Origin of the sequence: Inquilinus limosus (assembly GCF_051487185.1) — a bacterium.
Lineage (GTDB): Bacteria > Pseudomonadota > Alphaproteobacteria > DSM-16000 > Inquilinaceae > Inquilinus > Inquilinus limosus_F.
Genome location: NZ_JAHVDK010000010.1, coordinates 97,093 through 114,299 on the forward strand (window position 1 = coordinate 97,093; position 17,207 = coordinate 114,299).

The following is a 17,207-nucleotide window of genomic DNA, read 5'->3' on the forward strand; positions in this document are numbered from 1 at the left end:
GGGACGTCGTCCCTAAGCCTCGAACCGGGCCGACGCCCGATACGCCCCCAGGAGGGCCTGCCACCATTCGCCGTGCCGCTGCAGGAAGACCGCGTCCGGGAAATGGTGCCGGGCGACATGGTCTTGCGGCACGCTGTCCCAGCCGCGATGCTCGACGGTCACGCGCGTCTGGTCGCCGACGGGCTCGAACCGGACGTCGACCTCGGTCGACTGCCCGGGCGAAAAGCTCGCCTGCCGCCAGGAGAAGACCAGGCGGCTGCCCGGCTCCCACACCGAGATGCGGCCGATCTCGAAGACGTGTCCGTCCGGATGCGTCTCGACGAAGCGGCCGCCGAGCCCGGGCTCGAAGTGCAGCCCCCCGGGCTCCCCCGGCGTGAACTGAAACAGCGGGTTCGGCCGCCACCACAGGCCGATGTCCTGGACGAAGGCGGTGAAGGCCCGCTCCGGCGTCGTCGCGACGCGCAGCGAAACGAGGATGCTCGACGTCATGTCGTCCGCTCCAGATGCGCCTTGAAGGCGGCGAGCTGCTCGACCCACAGCCGCTCGGTCTCGGCCAGCCATGCCTTCAGATCCGCCATCGGCTCCGGCCTCAGGCTGTAGATGCGCACCCGCGCATCGAACTCCGGATGGGCCTCCTCGACCAGCCCTCCCGCCTTCAGCGTGCGCAGATGCCGGCTGAGCGCCGGCGGATTGAGGCCCAGCGCCTCCGCCAGCTCTCCCGCCCGCCGCGGCCGCTCGCGCAGCAGCTCGATCAGCCGCCGCCGATGCGGGTCGGCAAGTGCCGCCAGGGTCTGGTCGAGGCGGGCGGCAGCCCTCACACCCAGCCTTCGATCTTCAGCCCCGACGCCTGCTCCGCCTCCTCGCGCGAGACTAGGCGGACGGTCTGGCCGAAGGTCCAAACATGACCCTCCGGATCGCGCGCGCGATAGGTGCGGTCGCCATAGAACTGGTCGGTCGGGTCCTGCAGGATCACCGCCCCGGCCGCCCTCGCCTGGGCGCAGTGCTCGTCGATGCCGCGATCGAGATGGACATGGATCGACTGGGTGTTCTTGCCGCCGATCGAGGCCGGGCTGGCGGTGAAGTCCGCCCATTCGGACCCGACATAGATCAGGCCGTCGCCGAACCGCATCTCCGAATGTGCGAGGTTCCCGTCCTGGTCGGTGATGACCATGCTGCGCTCGAAGCCGAACGCCTTCTCCAGCCAGTCGAGCGCCGCCCAGGGGTCCTTGTAGAACACGCCCGCCGTCAGCGCCGGGCGTGAAGCAGGATCAGACATGCTCAGCTCCTTCACTGTCATCGAAATATTTAACGATACAGAGAAATATTTAGTCAAGCCCCCTCTCGCTCATACCATCACCACCCGATCGTCATCGCGGGCCGGCGAAGCCGGCGTGGCGATCCAGGTCGGCGCCGCCTGGATGGCCACGCTCCCTCCAATTGGACGTAAGGGCGGGGCTCGCCATGACGGCTCTACGGCGAGCCCGTCCGCTACTTGATCGCCTGCGCCTTCTCGGCGAAGCGTGGATCCCAGGTCTTCGACAGGTCGATCTCGGCATCCTTCAGCTCAGGGCTGAAGCGGTGCAGGATGTCGAGCGACGTCTGCATCCCCTCTGCCTTGATCAGCCCATCGCGGGAGTACATCGGCAGGGAATTCTTCACCGACTGGACATAGAGATCGCGGTCGCCGAGCAGAAATTCCTCCGGCACCACCGCCGCCACATCCTCCGGCTTCGCGGTGGACAGCCAGCGCAGCGCCTTCATGAAGGCGTTGACCAGAGCCTGCGCCGTTTCCGGATTCTCCTCGATGAAGTCCTCCTTGGCGTAGAGCACCGCGGCCGGGACCGGGCCGCCGAACACGGCCTTCACCCCCTCCTCCGTCCGCGTGTCGACCAGGACGGTGGCGGCACCGGTGGACTGCAGCTTCGAGATCACCGGGTCGAGATTGGCCATCGCGTCGATCTCGCCATGCTGCATCGCCGCGACCGCGCTCGGCCCGCCGCCGACCGAGACGAAGGACACGTCCTCCGGCGTCAGCCCCTCCTTGGCCAGCAGGGCGTTGACGAAGAAGTTGGTCGAGGAGCCGGGGGCGGTGACGCCGACCTTGCGGCCCTTGAGGTCGGCCACCGACTTGATCTCGCCGGCGAGTGACTGGCGCACCACCAGCACAATGCCGGGGAAGCGGCCGAGCTCGATCAGCGCCCGGATGTCCTGGCCCCTGGCCTGCATCAGGATGGTGTGCTCATAGGCGCCGGTGGTGACGTCGGTCGACCCGCCCATCATCGCCTGCAGGCTCTTGGCGCCGCCGGCGAAGTCGCTGATCTCGACCTCCAGCCCCTCCTCCTTGAAGAAGCCCTTCTTCTCGGCGACGGTCAGCGGCAGGTAGTACAGCAGCGGCTTGCCGCCGACGCCGATGGTGACATGCGTCTTCTCCGGCGCCGCTAGGGCCGGCACCGCCAGCACCAGGCCGAGAGCCAGCGCCATTCCGCGCAGCAGGGTCTTCATCCGTTTCCTCCTCATTCGCTCAGAGCCCGTCCGAGAATGCGCTGGCGTGAGTCGACTGGTGGCGGTTTCGAGAACCGGAGCGCAGCGGACATGAAGGTCCGTGGGCACCGGAAGCGCAGAAACCGCCATCAGGCGGCCACGCCAGTAGCATTATCGGGCGGGCTCTCATCCTTGGGCCGAGGCGCTGGCCGTACTCTCCGGCCGCCACACCAGAAGCCGCCGCTCGATCACCGAGACGGCGGCGTCGATCGCCACCACGAAGGCCGCCAGCACCAGCATGCCGGAGAACACGCCGACCACGTCGAACACGCCCTCGGCTTGGGCGATGCGGTAGCCGAGCCCGGCGGTGGCGCCGAGATACTCGCCGACCACCGCGCCGACTAGGGCGAAGCCGACCGAGGTGTGCAGGCTGGAGAACACCCAGGACAGCGCCGAGGGCAGGTAGACGTGGCGCAGCAGCTGCCGGTCGTTCATCCCCAGCATGCGGGCATTGGCCAGCACGGTCGGGCTGACCTCGCGCACGCCCTGGTAGACGTTGAAGAAGACGATGAAGAACACCAGCGTGACGCCGAGCGCCACCTTCGACCAGATGCCGAGGCCGAACCACAGGGCGAAGATCGGCGCCAGCACCACCCGGGGCAGCGCGTTGGCGGCCTTGATGTAGGGGTCGAACACGGCCGCGGCCATGGCCCGCCGAGCGAACCAGAAGCCGAGCGCGACGCCGCCGAGGGCGCCGATGGCGAAGGCCAGCACCGTCTCCAACAGGGTGACGCCGAGATGGCGCCAGATCACGCCCGAGGCGAAGTCTTTCCAGGTGCGCTCGATCACGCCGAGCGGCGTGGCGAAGAAGAACGGGTCGAGAATCTTCGTCGCCGTCAGCACGTGCCAGAGCAGGAGGCAGATCACGGCGACCGCGAATTGCCAGAACAGGATGCGGCCCCGCCCCCCTTTCGCAAAGCTCCCCTCAGACGACATCGCCATAGGCCTTCATCACCTCGTCCTTGAGCGCCGCCCAGATCGCCCGGTGCAGGGCCACGAATTCGGGGTCGTGCCGGGCTTCGGCCAGCTCGCGCGGCCGTGCCAGCCCGACCTTGTGGTCGGCGATGATCCGCGCCTGCGGCCCGGCCGACAGCACCACCACCCGGTCGGCCAGGGCGATCGCCTCCTCCAGGTCGTGGGTGACGAACAGCACCGCCTTGCGTTCGGCCGACCACAGCGACAGCAGCAGGTCGCCCATCACGATCCGGGTCTGGGCGTCGAGCGGGCCGAAGGGCTCGTCCATCAGCAGCAGCTTCGGCTCCAGGATCAGCACCTGGGCCAGGGCGACGCGCTTCTTCTGGCCGCCGGAGAGCTGGTGCGGATAGCGGTCGCCCATCGTCGCCAGCCCGACCCGGGCCAGCCAGGCCTGCGCCCGCTCCCGCGCCGCGGCCGGCGACACGCCGCGCACCAAGAGGCCGACCGCGACGTTGTCGCGCGCGGTCTTCCACGGCATCAGCGGGTCGGCCTGGAACAGGTAGCCGGCATCGCGGTTCAGCCCCTGCAGCGGCCGGCCGAACACGGCGCAGCCGCCGGAGGCCGCCGGCACCAGCCCGGCGGCGACGTTCAGCAGGGTCGACTTGCCGCAGCCGGTCGGACCGACGATGGCGGTGAACTCGCCATCAGCCACGACCAGGTCGGTCTCGGCCAAAGCGACGTAACGCCCGCCGCCCTTCAGCGGATAGGCGACGGAGACTCCGGAAAACGCGATGGCCGGCGGGGCAACTCCGCTCTGCGCCGCCTCGGCGACTCTCTGCACTCCTGGCTTCCCCCGGATGGCTGGCCCTGGGCGGGCCGCTTTGGACTCGGCGGCAAGTCTGTCCCAGATCCAGCCCGGCTTTCCAGTCAAACGCGCTCGACAATCGCGATTTGTCCGATCAATTTGGGGCGATCTCCGCGACCGACACGGACCGACGATGAAAGCGATCCTCTGCGAGAAGCCCGAGACCCTGCGCCTGATCGACCGGCCGGAGCCGCAGCGGCGCCCGGGCGAGGTGCTGGTGCGGATCCGCCGGGTCGGGATCTGCGGCACCGACTACCACATCTACAAGGGCAACCAGCCTTACTTCGAGTATCCACGGGTGATCGGGCACGAGCTCGGCGCCGAGGTGGTCGAGGCCGATGCCGGCAGCGCCTTGCGTCCCGGACAGTTTGTCGCCATCCAGCCCTATCTGCATTGCGGCAGCTGCGGCGCCTGCCGCCGCGGCCGCACCAATTGCTGCCGCAGCCTGTCGGTGCTGGGCGTGCATCGCGACGGCGGCCTGTGCGAATGGCTGTCGGTGCCGGAGGAGAACGTCGTGCCGGCCGAGGGGCTGAGCCTGGATCAGGCGGCGATGGTCGAGTTCCTGGCGATCGGCGCCCACGGCATCCGCCGTGGCGCGCCGGACGCCGGCGACCGGGTGCTGGTCGTCGGCGCCGGGCCGATCGGCATCGCCGCGACCATCTTCGCCAAGATGCGCGGGGCCCATGTCAGCGTGCTGGACCTCAATCCGGGGCGCCTGGCGTTCAGCCGCGACGTGCTGAAGGCCGACGCCGTGTTCGAGGGCGGCGGCGATATCGACGACCGGCTGAAGCAGGCGACGGAGGGCGAGTTCTTCGATCTGGTGGTCGACGCCACCGGCAGCCCGGCGGCGATGCGCAAGGGCTTCTCCTATGTCGCCCATGCCGGAGCCTATGTGCTGCTGAGCATCGTGCTGGGCGAGATCGGCTTCTCCGATCCCGAGTTCCACAAGCGCGAGACCACGCTGCTGGCCAGCCGCAACGCGACGCGTGAGGATTTCGAGACCGTGCTGGCGGCGATGCGGGCCGGGCATGTGCCGACCGCGGCCCTGGCCAGCCATCGCGGCCTCCTGGCCGAGGTGCCGGATCTGGTGCCGGGCTGGAGCCGCCCCGAAGCCGGCGTGATCAAGGCGCTGGTCGAGGTCTGATCCAGCCCGAGACGTCTAGCCGAACCGCGCCAGCTTCTCGCCGTGGGTCGCCGTCGCGGCCGGTACCGAAAACGCCACCCGCGCCTCCTCCGCGGCGAGAAGGCGCTCGAGGCCATAGCGCATCCCCTGCGCCTCGCGATCGGTGATCGGCGTGACCGGCATGGGGCCGACGAAGGCGGCCGCCCGGCGCTCGGGCGGCAGCTCGAGATAGTTCAGCGCCGAAATCGCGCCTTCCGGAATGCCGCGCTGCAGGAAGTCATACCCACGGCGCAGGAAATGCGCCTCCCAATGATCCAGGACACCATCGAGCTTCTGCAAATACCGCCCTGCCAACGAAGCTGAAAAGAGATCGTAATAGCTGGATATTCCCCTGAACATGCGACGGCCCTCGGCTGATCCGGCTCACCTCCCGGCAAACACCATCATTGGCAATGACCGTGAATTGTTCGTGAACCTTTGATGCAGGGCGGATGGCGTCAAGAGAGTCATCCGCCCGCACCGGAGGCCGAGGCGCGATCGTCAGGCCGCCGTGGCGGTCGCCACGACCGCCCTGAGCTGCGCTCCGCTCTTTCTGGCGCGGCGCAGGCGCAGCCGGACGGTCCCGGCGTCACCACCGTCTTTCCGCGCCACCCGCAGGGCGTAAAGATGGTCCGCCCGGACCTGGAAGGTCAGCGGCCCGTCGCCGGGATTGTGCTGCAGCGTCGCCATGACCCGCCGGCCGAGCGGCGGAGCCGGGCGGCGCACCAGCACCGCCACCTCGACCGCGGAGCCGTTGCGGTCGATCGCCTCGACCTCGACCTCCACCGCCCCCCTGCCGAAATACTGCGGGCTGGTGACGTAGTCGGCCCCGCTGCGACGCAGCCTCAGCTCCTGCCAATCGGCCCACAGGCGGCGGGTCAGCATGTCGGCCTCCCGCCACAGGCGGGCCTTCGTCTCGGCGAAACCCCGCACCTCCGGCCGGACTTTGGGCAGAGTGTCGTTCTTCCGCAGCACCGCCAGGTTGGCGACGTTGATCGTGCCGCGCCGCCAGGCGACCACCGCGTGGAGCTGCGCATCGACGGCGGCGCAGCCGAAATCCTCGAGCGTCTCCAGACTCGGCTTGTTGAAGTGATGCTCGCGGATGGCGCAGTCGAACACCGGCTCCGGCCGCAGATTGGAGGCGTGCAGGAGATCGGCGAAATGCTCCGGGTGGAAATAGTAGTTGTTGGGAATGCGGTGGCTTTCGCTGCCGTAGGACACCACCGTCGTGAAGGCGTAGACGCCCCCGGGCTTCAGCACGCGATGCACCTCGTTCAGGTGACGGATGAAATCCTCATCCTCGCCGATATGCTCGAACGAGCCGGTCGACCAGGCGAAGTCGAAGCTTTCATCCGGGAACTCGATCTGGCGCATGTCCATGCGCATCGCCCGGATCCGCCCATCCGGGACCGCCCAGGGGGCATGGCTCATCACCAGATCCTGCGGGTTCTCGGTCCTGACCCCGACCCAGCGGCTGTCGGTCTGGTACAGATCGGTGACGACGACGTGCTCGACCTGGTCCGCGATGCCGAAGATCAGACGCTCGGTGCCGGCGCCGAGCGCCAGCCCCCGCGCCGCGCCGTGCAGCTTTCCGGCCCGATGCAGGGCCAGGAAGATCATCGCGAATTCCCAGGTCCGGCGCGACAGGCCTGGCACCACCTTCAGATGATGGCGCACTATATGATCCACCGCGGGATCGAACCAATCATAGATATCGCTGACCTTCTGCAGATTGTCGATTCGAGTATCGGGAATACAATGGCTAGCAGCCATCTGCCCGCGCCCTCCCACGCTTCTGGAATGACAGCTCTATTTTAGCGATCGAGGGGGCCTTATGTTCCGTTTGGACCAAATGATTCTGGTTTATTTATGAATCTGAATATTTATCGAATTTTATATTTCATGTCGGATCGCTTGACTCGTGCGACATCCGGGACCTTGGCGACGTTGTGCCGGCGGGACGGAACGGCCGGGTTCGCAGATCGAGCCGTCGCTTCAGCCGCTTGACCTCCTCCTGCAGCCGGGCGTTCTCGCTGCGCAGCTGCCGCATCCGCGACTCCGCGGCGGCGAGGCGGTCGGTGAGCGGGTCGCCCCATTCCGCCCGGACCGGCCGCGATGTCCGGGCCGGGGCCAGCAGGTCCGACCAGCTCCAGCCGCCGGCGCGTACGAGCTTGTCCGCCGCCAGGGCCGCAGCCGCACGCTCCCCGGCATGGTCGGAACCGAGCATCCCCAGGATCCGGATCAGCCGCATGAGATCGCCCTTGCGCATGCCGTCTTCCCCTTCCGCCTCACGCCCCAGACATGGCGGAGGCGGCGACATCCGCAAGCCCGCGCGGTGCCGGATCTGGCCTACCGCTTCTCGGCTGGTCGGTCGCACCGGGATTTGCTATTGTCCCATCATCAGAAGGGCAGCGGGCCGCGTCGGGAAACGCCGATGCGGCCCGTTCCGCTATCGGGCTGCGGGACCGCTTGCAGCGAGACGCCCCTGCCCGCACCATGGCGGTGGAGAAACGCCCCACCGGACACCGCATGAGCGAGACACGCCGCCGCCTGGAGACCGTGAAGACCCGCCCGGCGCGGCGTGCGTCGGATGACGCGGCCGACATCCCGGTCGATCCCGAGCAGCAGCAGCAGATCCGCATCGCCTGGGCCTATTTCGTCGAGGGCCTGACCCAGGCCGAAATCGCGGAGCGACTGGGGCTGACCCGCCTCAGGGTGAACCGGATCCTGCAGATTTGCCGCGAGACCGGTGTGATCCAGATTCGCATCCAGTCTCCCCTCGCCTCCTGTGTAGCGCTGGAGCGGGCGCTGATCCGCCGTTACGGGCTGCGCGACGCCGTGGTGGTGCCGACGCCGCGCGACGAGGACAAGATCCGCGCCGCCATCGGCGTGGCCCTCGGCGCCTATGTCGAGAACGCCGTGCATGACGGCATGCTTGTCGGCATCGGCTGGGGCCTGACCCTGCGCCTCGGCCTGCAGTCGATACGGCGGCGGCGGATGACCGACTTGTCGGTGGTTTCGCTGATCGGCAGCATGACGCGTGGCTCGGGCGAGAACACCTTCGAGATCGTCTCGCGCTTCGCCGACCTGCACGACGCGGAGCGCTTCTACCTCGCCGCCCCGGTCTACGCCGATGACGAGGCCCAGCGCGAGGGCCTCTTGGCCCGCGGCGTGCTGCGCGAGATCTACGACAAGGCGAAATCGGCCGATATGGCGCTGATCAGCGTCGGCAACGTCTCCGATCAGAACCTCATGCTGGCGCTCGGCGTCGTAGACCGCGAGGTCGCGGCGCTGCGCGCGGCCGGCGCCGTCGGCGACATCCTCGGCAACTGGTTGGACGTCGAGGGCCGGCCGGTCGACCATCCGCTGAACCAGCGCATGGTGGCGCTGTCGCTGGATGACCTGGCCCGGATCCCGACCGTGGTCCTGGCCTCCGGCGGCAGCTACAAATTCGAGATCATCCGCGCCGCGCTGCGCCGCCGCTGCGTCAACGTCCTGATCACTGACGAGAAGCTGGCGGAACGGCTTGCGGAAGATCGCGAAGCCTGAGATGACTGGGCCCCGCATCGGCGCCGACCCGGGCGCTCCTCTCCGGATGGCGGGCTGACACCATGGATTTCCAAGGCAGGCACTTCCTCTCGACGCGCGAGCTGACCCTCGACTCGCTCGCCACGGTGTTTCAGGCCGCCGACCTCCTGGCCCCGGTCGCCCAGGGCCGCGCCACCACGCGGGTGCTGGAGGGGGCGGTGCTGGGCAGCCTGTTCTTCGAGGCGTCGACCCGCACCCGGCTCAGCTTCGAGGCGGCGTTCCAGCGCCTGGGCGGCGCCGTGGTCAACACCACCGGCTTCACCTTCTCCTCGATCGCCAAGGGCGAGTCGATCTACGACACCGCCCGGGTGGTCTCGGGCTACGTCGACACGGTGGTGATGCGCCATCCCGAGGAGCGGGCGATCCATGAATTCGCCGCCGCCACCCACATCCCGGTGATCAACGGCGGCAACGGCGCCGGCGAGCATCCGACTCAGGCGCTGCTCGACATTTACACCATCGAGAAGGAGTTCGCGCGCATCGGCCGGCCGGTCGATGGTGCCCGCATCGCGCTGGTTGGCGACCTGAAATACGGCCGCACTGTGCATTCGCTGATCCACATCCTGTCGCTCTACAAGGGCCTGACCCTCAGTCTGGTCTCGCCCGAGCCGCTGCGCATGCCGGCTGAGCTGGTGGAACACGCCCGCAGCCGCGGCCACACGGTCGAGGAGCATGACGAGGTGCCGCGCGGCGTCGCCAAGGCCGACCTGATCTATGCCACGCGGGTGCAGAAGGAGCGCTTCGCCGAGGGTGAGCTGTCGGCCGACTACACGCCGGATTTCCAGATCAGCCTCGGCATCCTCAACGCCCATGGCCTGCCGCACACGGTGGTGATGCACCCGCTGCCGCGCGACAGCCGGCCGGGCGCCAACGACCTGGCGCGGGACCTGAACACCGATCCGCGCCTGGCGATCTTCCGCCAGACCGACAATGGCGTGCCGGTGCGCATGGCGCTGTTCGCCCTGACCCTCGGCGTCGCCGACGGCATCGAGAAGACCCTGCAGCCGGCCCGCTGGTGGCGCCCGGAACGGATCGGCCCGGACGATGCCGAGTTCTACCGGCCGGGGAAGGTCGGGGCGTAAACGGCCATCTCCACTCCATTCGACCGTCATCCCCGAGGAAGCGGGGATCTCTCGCAGATCTCCCAGACAGAGATTCCCGCTTTCGCGGGAATAACGACTGGAAGAGACTTCTGGGTCGGAGACTCTGATCCAGCAGCTCGCATGCGCGTCACGATTAATATCCCGGACGAACAGCTTCGAGAGCTGGCGACGATCTGCGCCGGGGAAGGTATCTCACGTGCAGCGATCATCCGCAATGCCATCGAGATCTATCTCGCCGACCGACGGCAAAAAGCTACAGATGAGGCCTTCGGCCTATGGCAGCGGCATGGGCCTGTCCTCGACGGATCAGAGCATCAAACGCGGCTTCGGAACGAATGGCGGAAGTCCTGAAGCAGTAGTTTCTCGTTGGGTTCGCCGCCCGGCGAACCCAACGCGGAGACGTCGCCCCCCGCCTCTACTTCACCGCGCCCATGGTCAAGCCGCGCACCAGTTGGCGCGACACGATCAGGGCGAAGACGATGACCGGCAGCACGATCAGCGTGCCGGTGGCCATGATCTCGCCCCAGGGCAGGTCGTAGCCGCTCATGAAGCTGGTGGCGGCGACCGGCGCGGTGCGGCTGGCGCTGCGCGTCAGGACGAGGGCGTAGAGCAGCTCGTTCCAGGAGAAGATGAAGGAGAAGATCGCCGAGACGGCGACGCCCGGCGCGGCCAGAGGCAGGGCGATGCGCCAGAATACGGCGAAGCGTGAGGCGCCGTCGATCCGCGCCGCGTCGTCCAGGTCGCGCGGGATGCCGCGGAACTGGTCGGCGCAGATCCAGACCACGATCGGCAGGTTGAAGGTGAGATACAGCAGGATCAGCACCAGATGGGTGTCGATCAGGTTCAGGCTGCGCGCGAGCAGGAAGATCGGCAGGGCCAGCACGATCGGGCTGACCATGCGGTTGGTGATGAACCAGAACCACAGATCCGACTTGCCGCGGAACTCGAACCGCGCCAGGGCGTAAGCCGCGGGCGTGCCGAGCAGGATCGCCAGCGCCGTGGTCGAGACCGCGACGATGATCGAGTTGAGCAGGCTGGGGCCGACATCCTTGGGCCCGAGCACCGTACGGTAATGGTCGAGGGTCGGCTCGAACAGCCAGACGGGCGGCGAGGCCAGCGCCACCGCCTGGTCCTTCAGGCTGGTCGTCACCATCCAGTAGAACGGGAAGATGCAGGCCAGCGCGATCGCGATCAGCGCGATCGCGTGCCAGGGCGAGACCCGCACGCGGGCCTTCGCCGTCCGCACCTCCGCCCGCGCCGCTGCCGTCGAGGCGACCATCACTCGACCTCCCGATAGACCAGGCGGATATACATCCGCGACAGCACGATGGTGAGGACCAGCAGCAGGATCGCCTGGGCCGAGGCGACGCCCTGGTCGAAGACCCGGAAGCCGATACGCTGGATGGTGATCGAGATCAGCTCCGTCGCCGCGCCCGGTCCGCCGCGGGTCAGGGTGAAGATCATGTCGAACAGCTTCAGCGTGTCGGCCGTGCGCAGGATCAGGATGGCGGTGATGCCCGGCATCAGGAACGGCAGCTGGACATGGCGCAGGATGTGGCGGAAGCGCTTCGTCTCCAGCCGCGCCGCCTCCTCGATCTCCGGCGGCACCATGGTCAGCCCGGCCAGCAGCACCAGGGCGCAGAACGGCGTCCACTGCCAGATGTCCATCAACGCGATCGAGACGAAGGCGAAGCTCGGGTCGCCGAGCCATTCGACCGGGCCGATCCCGACGAGGCCGAGGAACCAGTTCACCACGCCGAAGTCGCGGTTGAAGATCAGCCGCCCGATCAGCCCGACCACGGCATAGGTCGTGGCCATCGGGATGACGAGGCTGAGGCGCGCCAGAGTCTTCAGCAGCGGCAGCCCGGGCTTGTGCAGCAGCAGCGCGATGCCGAGGCCCAGCAGCAGCTCCGCCGGCAGCACGACGGCCAGGAACAGCAGGGTACGGCCGAGCGCGTCCCAGAAGGTCGGGTCGGCCAGCACCGCGAGATAGTTGCCGAGGCCGACGAAGGGCGTCCCCTCGCGCGGGATCTTCGGCAGGATCACCTGGTGCAGCGAATTCCACAGCGCGTAGAGCGTCGGGAAGATGCCGATCGCGAACAGCGCGATCACGGCCGGGGCGAGGAACCAGACCGGGGTCCAGCGGCTTTCGAGACGATGCGCCATGCGGGTCTACTCGAGATTGGTGTGCCGCGCCCGCATCGCCTCGGGCGCGACGCCGAGAAGGTCGCGCAGCGCCAGCACGACCAGCTCGAACAGCAGGAACTGCGCGCCCTCGTACAGGCTGCCCATCGGCAGCACCGAGGCGACGGCGGGGCCGGTGTCGTTCGCCATGGTCTGGGCCGGCAGCACGAAGACGGTGTCGGCCAGCGCCGCGGCACTGCCCTGCGGCTGGGCGGTGAACAGGAGCGTCCGCGCCCCGGCGTCGCGGGCGACACGCATGAGCCCGTCGACGGTGGAGAAGCCGCCCGGACCGGCACTGACGGCCAGCAGGTCGCCCGGCCCGACCGGCGGCGCCGACATGTCGCCGACGACATGGGCGTCGAGGCCGAGGTGATAGAGGCGCATCGCCAGCGCCCGCATCATCAGCCCCTCGCGCCCGACGCCGGTGCAGACGATGCGGCGGGCGCCGGCCAGAGCATCGAGCACCGGATCGAGGGCGCCGGGGGCGAGCCGGCGGAACACGTCGCGGATCTCGTCCAGCGCCCCTTCCGCCAGGGCGCCCAGGCTGTCGGGCATAGGATGGTCTCCGAAATCGACAAACGGATGGGCCGGTGCCTCCCCCTCACCCTCCCACGGCTTCGCCGCGGGCCCCTCCCTCTCCCCGAGGAGAGGGTTTGTCACCTCTCCTCGGGGAGAGGTCGAAATCGCAACGCGATTTCGGGTGAGGGGGTGGCTCCGGCCTTTCGGGCTGAGAGCTTACTGCAGCTTCTCCTTCTTGCCGTCATAGTAGCCGGCCTTCTGCAGCACCGCCTCCATGCGCTCGCCGATCTTCTGGGCGCCGGATTCGGTGGTCTCCTCGCCCAGCATCATCTTGGTGCCGAACTCGGCGACGATCTCGGAGATCGCCGGCCATTCCGGGAAGCGCGGCCGGAAGGACGGCACGCCGCCCTGCCAGGACGCCACGGTCGGCTCGACGAAGGCGTATTTCGCCTTGACCGCCGGGTCGTCATAGACCGCGGTGCGGCCGGAAACGCCGCCGGCCTCGACATAGGGCTTGGCCATCGCCTCGGAGGTCACCCACTGGATGAACAGCCAGGACGCCTTCTGCTCGGCCTCGCTGGACTGCGACGCGACGCCGAGCGAGAAGCCGCCGAGCGCCGGCTTCAGCCCGGCCTCGCCCTTCGGCTCGGTCGCCACGCCGAGGCAGTCGCCCAGCTTCGAGGTCGCCGGGTCGACCAGGGTGGAATAGAAGGACGACCACTCCGTGATCATCGCCACCTGGCCCTGGGCCAGCGCGTTCACCGCCTCCGCATGGTCGTAGTCGACGATGCCCGGCGGCATGACCTTCATCAATTCCTGCCGGAATTTCAGGCCCTTCTGCGACGCTTCGGAGGTGAGATTGGACTTGAAGTCAGTGTTCAGCAACGAGCCGCCGAAAGGCCACAGCACGCGCATGAAGCTGTCGGCCGACTGGGTCTCGCCGCGGCGGGACTGCAGGGCGAAGGCATATTTGCCGCCCTGGGTGAGCTTCGGCGCGTAAGTGGTCAGCAGCTCGTCCCAAGTCGCCGGCGGCTTGTCGAAGCCGGCGTCCTTGAGCATGCACTTGTTGTAGAACAGCAGCCCTGAATAGTTGTCGAAGGGCAGGCCGTAGAGCTCCTTGTTCCAGGTGCCGAAGCTTTCCAGCAGAATCGGGAAGAAGCCTTTCAGGTTCAGGTTCGGGTCGGCCAGTGCCGGATCCTCGGTGAAGGTCTTGAGCGGCACCAGCCAGCCGCTGTCGGCGTATTCGCCGATCCAGACGACATCGGTCAGCACCACATCGATCTCGCCGCCCGCCGTGAAATCAAGCACCTCGCGCTCGCGGCTGTTCTCATAGGGCAGGATCTCGTATTCGACCTTGATCCCGGTCTCCTGCTCGAATTGCGGCAGCAGCTGGATCGCGGCGCGATAGCCCGGCCGGTCAAGGAAGATCGCCTTGATCGTGGTGCCCTTATACGGCTCCGCCGCCTCCTTCAGGCTCCAGGCCATGGCTTGGCCGGTGGTCAGCAGCGCGGCGATCGCGGCACCGGAAAACAGAAGTTTCTTCATGAGGTTAGCCTCCCTTTCTGACACATCATGCCCGGCCGGTGCCGGCCGGACGGTTCTCCCGCCCGTTCGGATGGACGATGCTCTTCATCGCGTGGTCGCGATAGTCCGCCTGCATGGCAAACGCCTCCGCCGTCTGGTCGAGGTCGAAATGATGGCTGACCAGCGCATCGACATCGACCCGGCCGGCGGCAACCAGCGCGATCGCCCGCGGATAGACGTTGCCCATCCGGCGCGAGGTCTTGATCTTCAGCCCTTTGCGGCGGATCAGCGACGCCTCGACCGTGTAGCGATCGCCCTCCGGGATGCCGACCAGCACGATCCGACCGCCGATCGCCGCCGCCTCCGCCGCGTGCTGGAAGCCTTCCGGCGCATTGGTGGCCTCGATCACCAGATCGGCACCGCGGCCGTCGGTGTCGTCCAGCACGGCCCGATAGGACGGCGCCGTCGCATCCGCGCCCAAGCGCCTGGCCGCGGCAGCGCGGTAGTCGAGCGGGTCGATCGCCCAGATCCGGCCGACGCCGGACAGCTTGAGGAGCTGCAGGATGCCGAGGCCGATCGGGCCGCAGCCGAGCACCGCCACGGTCTCCAGGAGGCGCGGCTTGGCCAGGTCGATCGCATGGATAGAGACGCCCAGCGGCTCCAGCATCACCGTCTGGGTCGGGGTGAAGCGCTCCGGCACCGCGAGGATCTGGTCGGGCCGGGCGGTGATCCGTTCGGTCATGGCGCCGTTCTGCGGCGGCGCGCCGGCGAAGACGGTGTCGGGACAGAGATTGTGGTGGCCGCGGTGGCACCATTCGCAACGGCCGCAGGGCCGGGCCGGATCGACCGCCACGAGCTGGCCGGCGGCAAGGCCGAGATCCGGCCGATCCTCGGCCAGCCGGGCGGCGAATTCATGGCCGGGGACGAAGGGCCGGCGCACCTGCGCGGCCCCGATTCCGCCCTCCAGATAGTAGTGCAGGTCGCTGCCGCAGAGGCCGACGGCGCTGACCGTCAGCAGCACGTCGCCCGGCTCCCGCGCCGGCAATTCGAGCTCGCCCAGGCGGATATCCCGGATTCCATGCAGAAAGGCGGCTCGCACGCTGCGCTCTCCTCCCGCGCCGTCGAAGAACTTTTGTATCTCGTCTGATACAATCGTCCAGCAATCGTGCGAGAGTCAAGCCGGGCCGCTACCGCCGCAACACCGCGCGGCAGGCGCCGAGGCGCGACTGCCAGCCTTCGCGCTCCAGCTCCGGCACCGTCTCCTCCGTTTCCGGATAGCCGAGGCAGAGATAGCCGATCAGGCGCCAGTCCGGCGGCACCTCCAGCAGCGCCGCCACCGCCTGCGGGTCGAGAATCGAGACCCAGCCGAGCCCGACCCCCTCGATCCGGGCGGCCAGCCACAGCGTGTGGATCGCAGTGACCGCGGAATGGTCCAGCGCCTCCGGCATGGTCTGCCGCCCAAGCCCGTGCCCCTGCCCGGTCGAGCGGTCGCAGAACACCGCGAGCTGCACCGGCGCCTCCTCCAGCCCAGCCAGCTTGAGGCGGCGGTAATGGGCCGCCTGCTCGCCGCCATACCCCGCCGCGGCGGCGTCGTTGCAGCGGGCGAACACCGCCCGCACCGCGGCCCGCCGCGCCTCGTCCTCGACCAGGACGAAGCGCCAGGGCTGGCTGTTGCCGACCGATGGCGCGAGGCAGGCCAGGTCGAGCAGGCGACCGAGCAGGCCGGGCGGCAGCGGGTCGCGGCGGAAGCGGCGCACATCGCGGCGCCAGCGCAGCAGCTCGGTGAATCGGTCGCGGAACTCAGGTGGGAAGTCGGGGGCGGCCACAGCGGTCCTCCGGGCGGCGACGGCCCAGCTATAGCCGCCCGGTCACGGTCTGGGAAACAGCGCGTCGATGCGACCTGTCGCCCAATAGGCGAGAAGTCCAATCCATTCGTGCAGGGCGGTACTCAGCACGTCGATCTGCTCCCCCAGATCGGACCGGGGCAAGAGAGCCGGCGGCAGACCGCGATAATCGACCGGCCAGGGCACCACGGCCCATCCTGCCTTGGCGAACAGCCCCATCGCCCGCGGCATGTGGTAGGCGCTGGTGACCAGTACCCAATGCTGCCCGGCCTGGGGCTGCACCAGCTGCTTCAGCAGCAGCACGTTCTCATCGGTGTTGCGGGCCTGGCCTTCGAGCACCAGCCGCTCCTCCGGCAGCCCGGCCATCCGCATGACGTCGCGGAAGATGTCCGATTGCGCCGGGACGCCGTTCCACGAATCACCCAGCCCGCCGGAGAACACCACCTGCGCCTCTGGAAAGCGTCGGGCGAGGTCGAGCCCGGCAAACAGCCGCTCGGCGTTGCCGTTCAGCATCGGCTCGCCCCGCGCGCCGGACAGCACGGTCAGCTCGGCCCCGCCGAGGACGATGATACCTTCCACCGTGGCCGGAAGCTCGCGCGGCTTCGCGAAGCGATTCTCCAGCGGCAGGATCATCAGGTCGCCGACCGGCAGCAGGCAGATGACGGTGAAGGCCAGGGTCAGCGCGATCACCAGCCGCCGGGCCAGGCGCCGCGAACGATAGATGAAACCGGCCGTGGCCAGCAGCAGCGCCAGCAGCACGAGGCCCAGCGGCTGGATGAAGAACCAGATCAGCTTCGACAGGAAAAAGAACACTGGTCCCCCACCTGGCCCTACGGCCGAGGAATGGCGGATCGCAGCAGAAGATGCAACCGGCCGGTTCGGCGCGGCTTGAAGCGGAGGCACGCCATCCGCACATGGGCTAGGCTGCTGATCCCACGGCCACCGGAGTCCGCCGCCCGTTC

At 68.3% G+C, this 17,207-nt stretch carries 20 protein-coding genes; 4 read left to right on the forward strand and 16 right to left on the reverse strand.

Annotated features, from left to right (window positions below; all coding sequences use genetic code 11):
- Positions 1-12 precede the first annotated feature (12 nt).
- From KXR53_RS13485 to KXR53_RS13510, 6 genes are all read right to left on the reverse strand, one after another.
- The gene (locus KXR53_RS13485; RefSeq protein WP_437375690.1) at positions 13-489 is read right to left on the reverse strand and encodes an SRPBCC family protein; all 477 of its coding nucleotides are present in this window, start codon (positions 487-489) and stop codon (positions 13-15) included.
- A complete protein-coding gene (locus tag KXR53_RS13490; RefSeq protein WP_437375691.1) occupies positions 486-818 on the reverse strand; it encodes an ArsR/SmtB family transcription factor in 333 nt (110 codons plus the stop codon). The genes KXR53_RS13485 and KXR53_RS13490 overlap by 4 nt, the downstream gene beginning before the upstream one ends.
- The gene (locus KXR53_RS13495; protein WP_437375692.1) at positions 815-1,276 is read right to left on the reverse strand and encodes a VOC family protein; all 462 of its coding nucleotides are present in this window, start codon (positions 1,274-1,276) and stop codon (positions 815-817) included. Before KXR53_RS13495 ends, KXR53_RS13490 begins: the two co-directional genes overlap by 4 nt.
- Positions 1,277-1,488: 212 nt before the next feature.
- Positions 1,489-2,502, reverse strand: coding sequence for an ABC transporter substrate-binding protein (locus KXR53_RS13500; RefSeq protein ID WP_437375693.1), 1,014 nt, complete (start codon positions 2,500-2,502; stop codon positions 1,489-1,491).
- Positions 2,503-2,667: 165 nt separating this feature from the next.
- Positions 2,668-3,477 (reverse strand): ABC transporter permease, encoded by an 810-nt coding sequence (locus tag KXR53_RS13505; protein ID WP_437375694.1) that lies wholly within the window; start codon positions 3,475-3,477, stop codon positions 2,668-2,670.
- Positions 3,467-4,297 (reverse strand): ABC transporter ATP-binding protein, encoded by an 831-nt coding sequence (locus tag KXR53_RS13510; protein ID WP_437375695.1) that lies wholly within the window; start codon positions 4,295-4,297, stop codon positions 3,467-3,469. Before KXR53_RS13510 ends, KXR53_RS13505 begins: the two co-directional genes overlap by 11 nt.
- A gap of 157 nt (positions 4,298-4,454) precedes the next feature.
- Between KXR53_RS13510 and KXR53_RS13515 the strand changes: the two genes are divergently transcribed.
- Positions 4,455-5,465, forward strand: coding sequence for a zinc-binding alcohol dehydrogenase family protein (locus tag KXR53_RS13515; protein WP_437375696.1), 1,011 nt, complete (start codon positions 4,455-4,457; stop codon positions 5,463-5,465).
- A gap of 15 nt (positions 5,466-5,480) precedes the next feature.
- On the opposite strand, the gene KXR53_RS13520 is transcribed toward KXR53_RS13515, so the two are convergent.
- The 3 genes from KXR53_RS13520 to KXR53_RS13530 form a co-directional block, all read right to left on the reverse strand.
- Complete coding sequence (locus KXR53_RS13520; RefSeq protein ID WP_437375697.1) at positions 5,481-5,783, reverse strand: hypothetical protein; 303 nt, start codon at positions 5,781-5,783, stop codon at positions 5,481-5,483.
- A gap of 201 nt (positions 5,784-5,984) precedes the next feature.
- Entirely contained in the window at positions 5,985-7,160 is a 1,176-nt protein-coding gene (locus tag KXR53_RS13525) for a class I SAM-dependent methyltransferase (protein ID WP_437375698.1), read from the reverse strand.
- A 223-nt stretch (positions 7,161-7,383) separates the two neighbouring features.
- Positions 7,384-7,752, reverse strand: a complete 369-nt coding sequence (locus KXR53_RS13530) for a hypothetical protein (protein WP_437375699.1) — start codon at positions 7,750-7,752, stop codon at positions 7,384-7,386.
- Between the two features lie 260 nt (positions 7,753-8,012).
- Here KXR53_RS13530 and KXR53_RS13535 point away from each other — a divergent pair, with 260 nt between their 5' ends.
- The 3 genes from KXR53_RS13535 (at position 8,013) to KXR53_RS13545 (ending at position 10,525) form a co-directional block, all read left to right on the forward strand.
- Complete coding sequence (locus KXR53_RS13535) at positions 8,013-9,032, forward strand: sugar-binding transcriptional regulator (protein WP_437375700.1); 1,020 nt, start codon at positions 8,013-8,015, stop codon at positions 9,030-9,032.
- A gap of 62 nt (positions 9,033-9,094) precedes the next feature.
- A complete protein-coding gene (gene pyrB, locus KXR53_RS13540; protein ID WP_437375701.1) occupies positions 9,095-10,153 on the forward strand; it encodes an aspartate carbamoyltransferase in 1,059 nt (352 codons plus the stop codon).
- A 141-nt stretch (positions 10,154-10,294) separates the two neighbouring features.
- Complete coding sequence (locus KXR53_RS13545) at positions 10,295-10,525, forward strand: CopG family ribbon-helix-helix protein (RefSeq protein ID WP_437375702.1); 231 nt, start codon at positions 10,295-10,297, stop codon at positions 10,523-10,525.
- Between the two features lie 64 nt (positions 10,526-10,589).
- Here the strand turns inward: KXR53_RS13545 and KXR53_RS13550 are convergent, their stop codons facing one another.
- The 7 genes from KXR53_RS13550 to KXR53_RS13580 all read right to left on the reverse strand — a co-directional run bounded on the left by KXR53_RS13550 (position 10,590) and on the right by KXR53_RS13580 (position 17,058).
- Complete coding sequence (locus KXR53_RS13550) at positions 10,590-11,453, reverse strand: carbohydrate ABC transporter permease (RefSeq protein ID WP_437375703.1); 864 nt, start codon at positions 11,451-11,453, stop codon at positions 10,590-10,592.
- A complete protein-coding gene (locus KXR53_RS13555; RefSeq protein WP_437375704.1) occupies positions 11,453-12,340 on the reverse strand; it encodes a carbohydrate ABC transporter permease in 888 nt (295 codons plus the stop codon). The genes KXR53_RS13550 and KXR53_RS13555 overlap by 1 nt, the downstream gene beginning before the upstream one ends.
- A gap of 6 nt (positions 12,341-12,346) precedes the next feature.
- Positions 12,347-12,913, reverse strand: coding sequence for an SIS domain-containing protein (locus KXR53_RS13560; protein WP_437375705.1), 567 nt, complete (start codon positions 12,911-12,913; stop codon positions 12,347-12,349).
- A 180-nt stretch (positions 12,914-13,093) separates the two neighbouring features.
- Complete coding sequence (locus KXR53_RS13565; protein ID WP_437375706.1) at positions 13,094-14,422, reverse strand: ABC transporter substrate-binding protein; 1,329 nt, start codon at positions 14,420-14,422, stop codon at positions 13,094-13,096.
- A 25-nt stretch (positions 14,423-14,447) separates the two neighbouring features.
- Entirely contained in the window at positions 14,448-15,500 is a 1,053-nt protein-coding gene (locus KXR53_RS13570) for a zinc-dependent alcohol dehydrogenase (RefSeq protein ID WP_437375707.1), read from the reverse strand.
- Between the two features lie 88 nt (positions 15,501-15,588).
- The gene (bluB, locus tag KXR53_RS13575) at positions 15,589-16,227 is read right to left on the reverse strand and encodes a 5,6-dimethylbenzimidazole synthase (RefSeq protein WP_437375708.1); all 639 of its coding nucleotides are present in this window, start codon (positions 16,225-16,227) and stop codon (positions 15,589-15,591) included.
- Between the two features lie 42 nt (positions 16,228-16,269).
- A complete protein-coding gene (locus tag KXR53_RS13580; protein WP_437375709.1) occupies positions 16,270-17,058 on the reverse strand; it encodes a YdcF family protein in 789 nt (262 codons plus the stop codon).
- Positions 17,059-17,207: the final 149 nt, after the last annotated feature.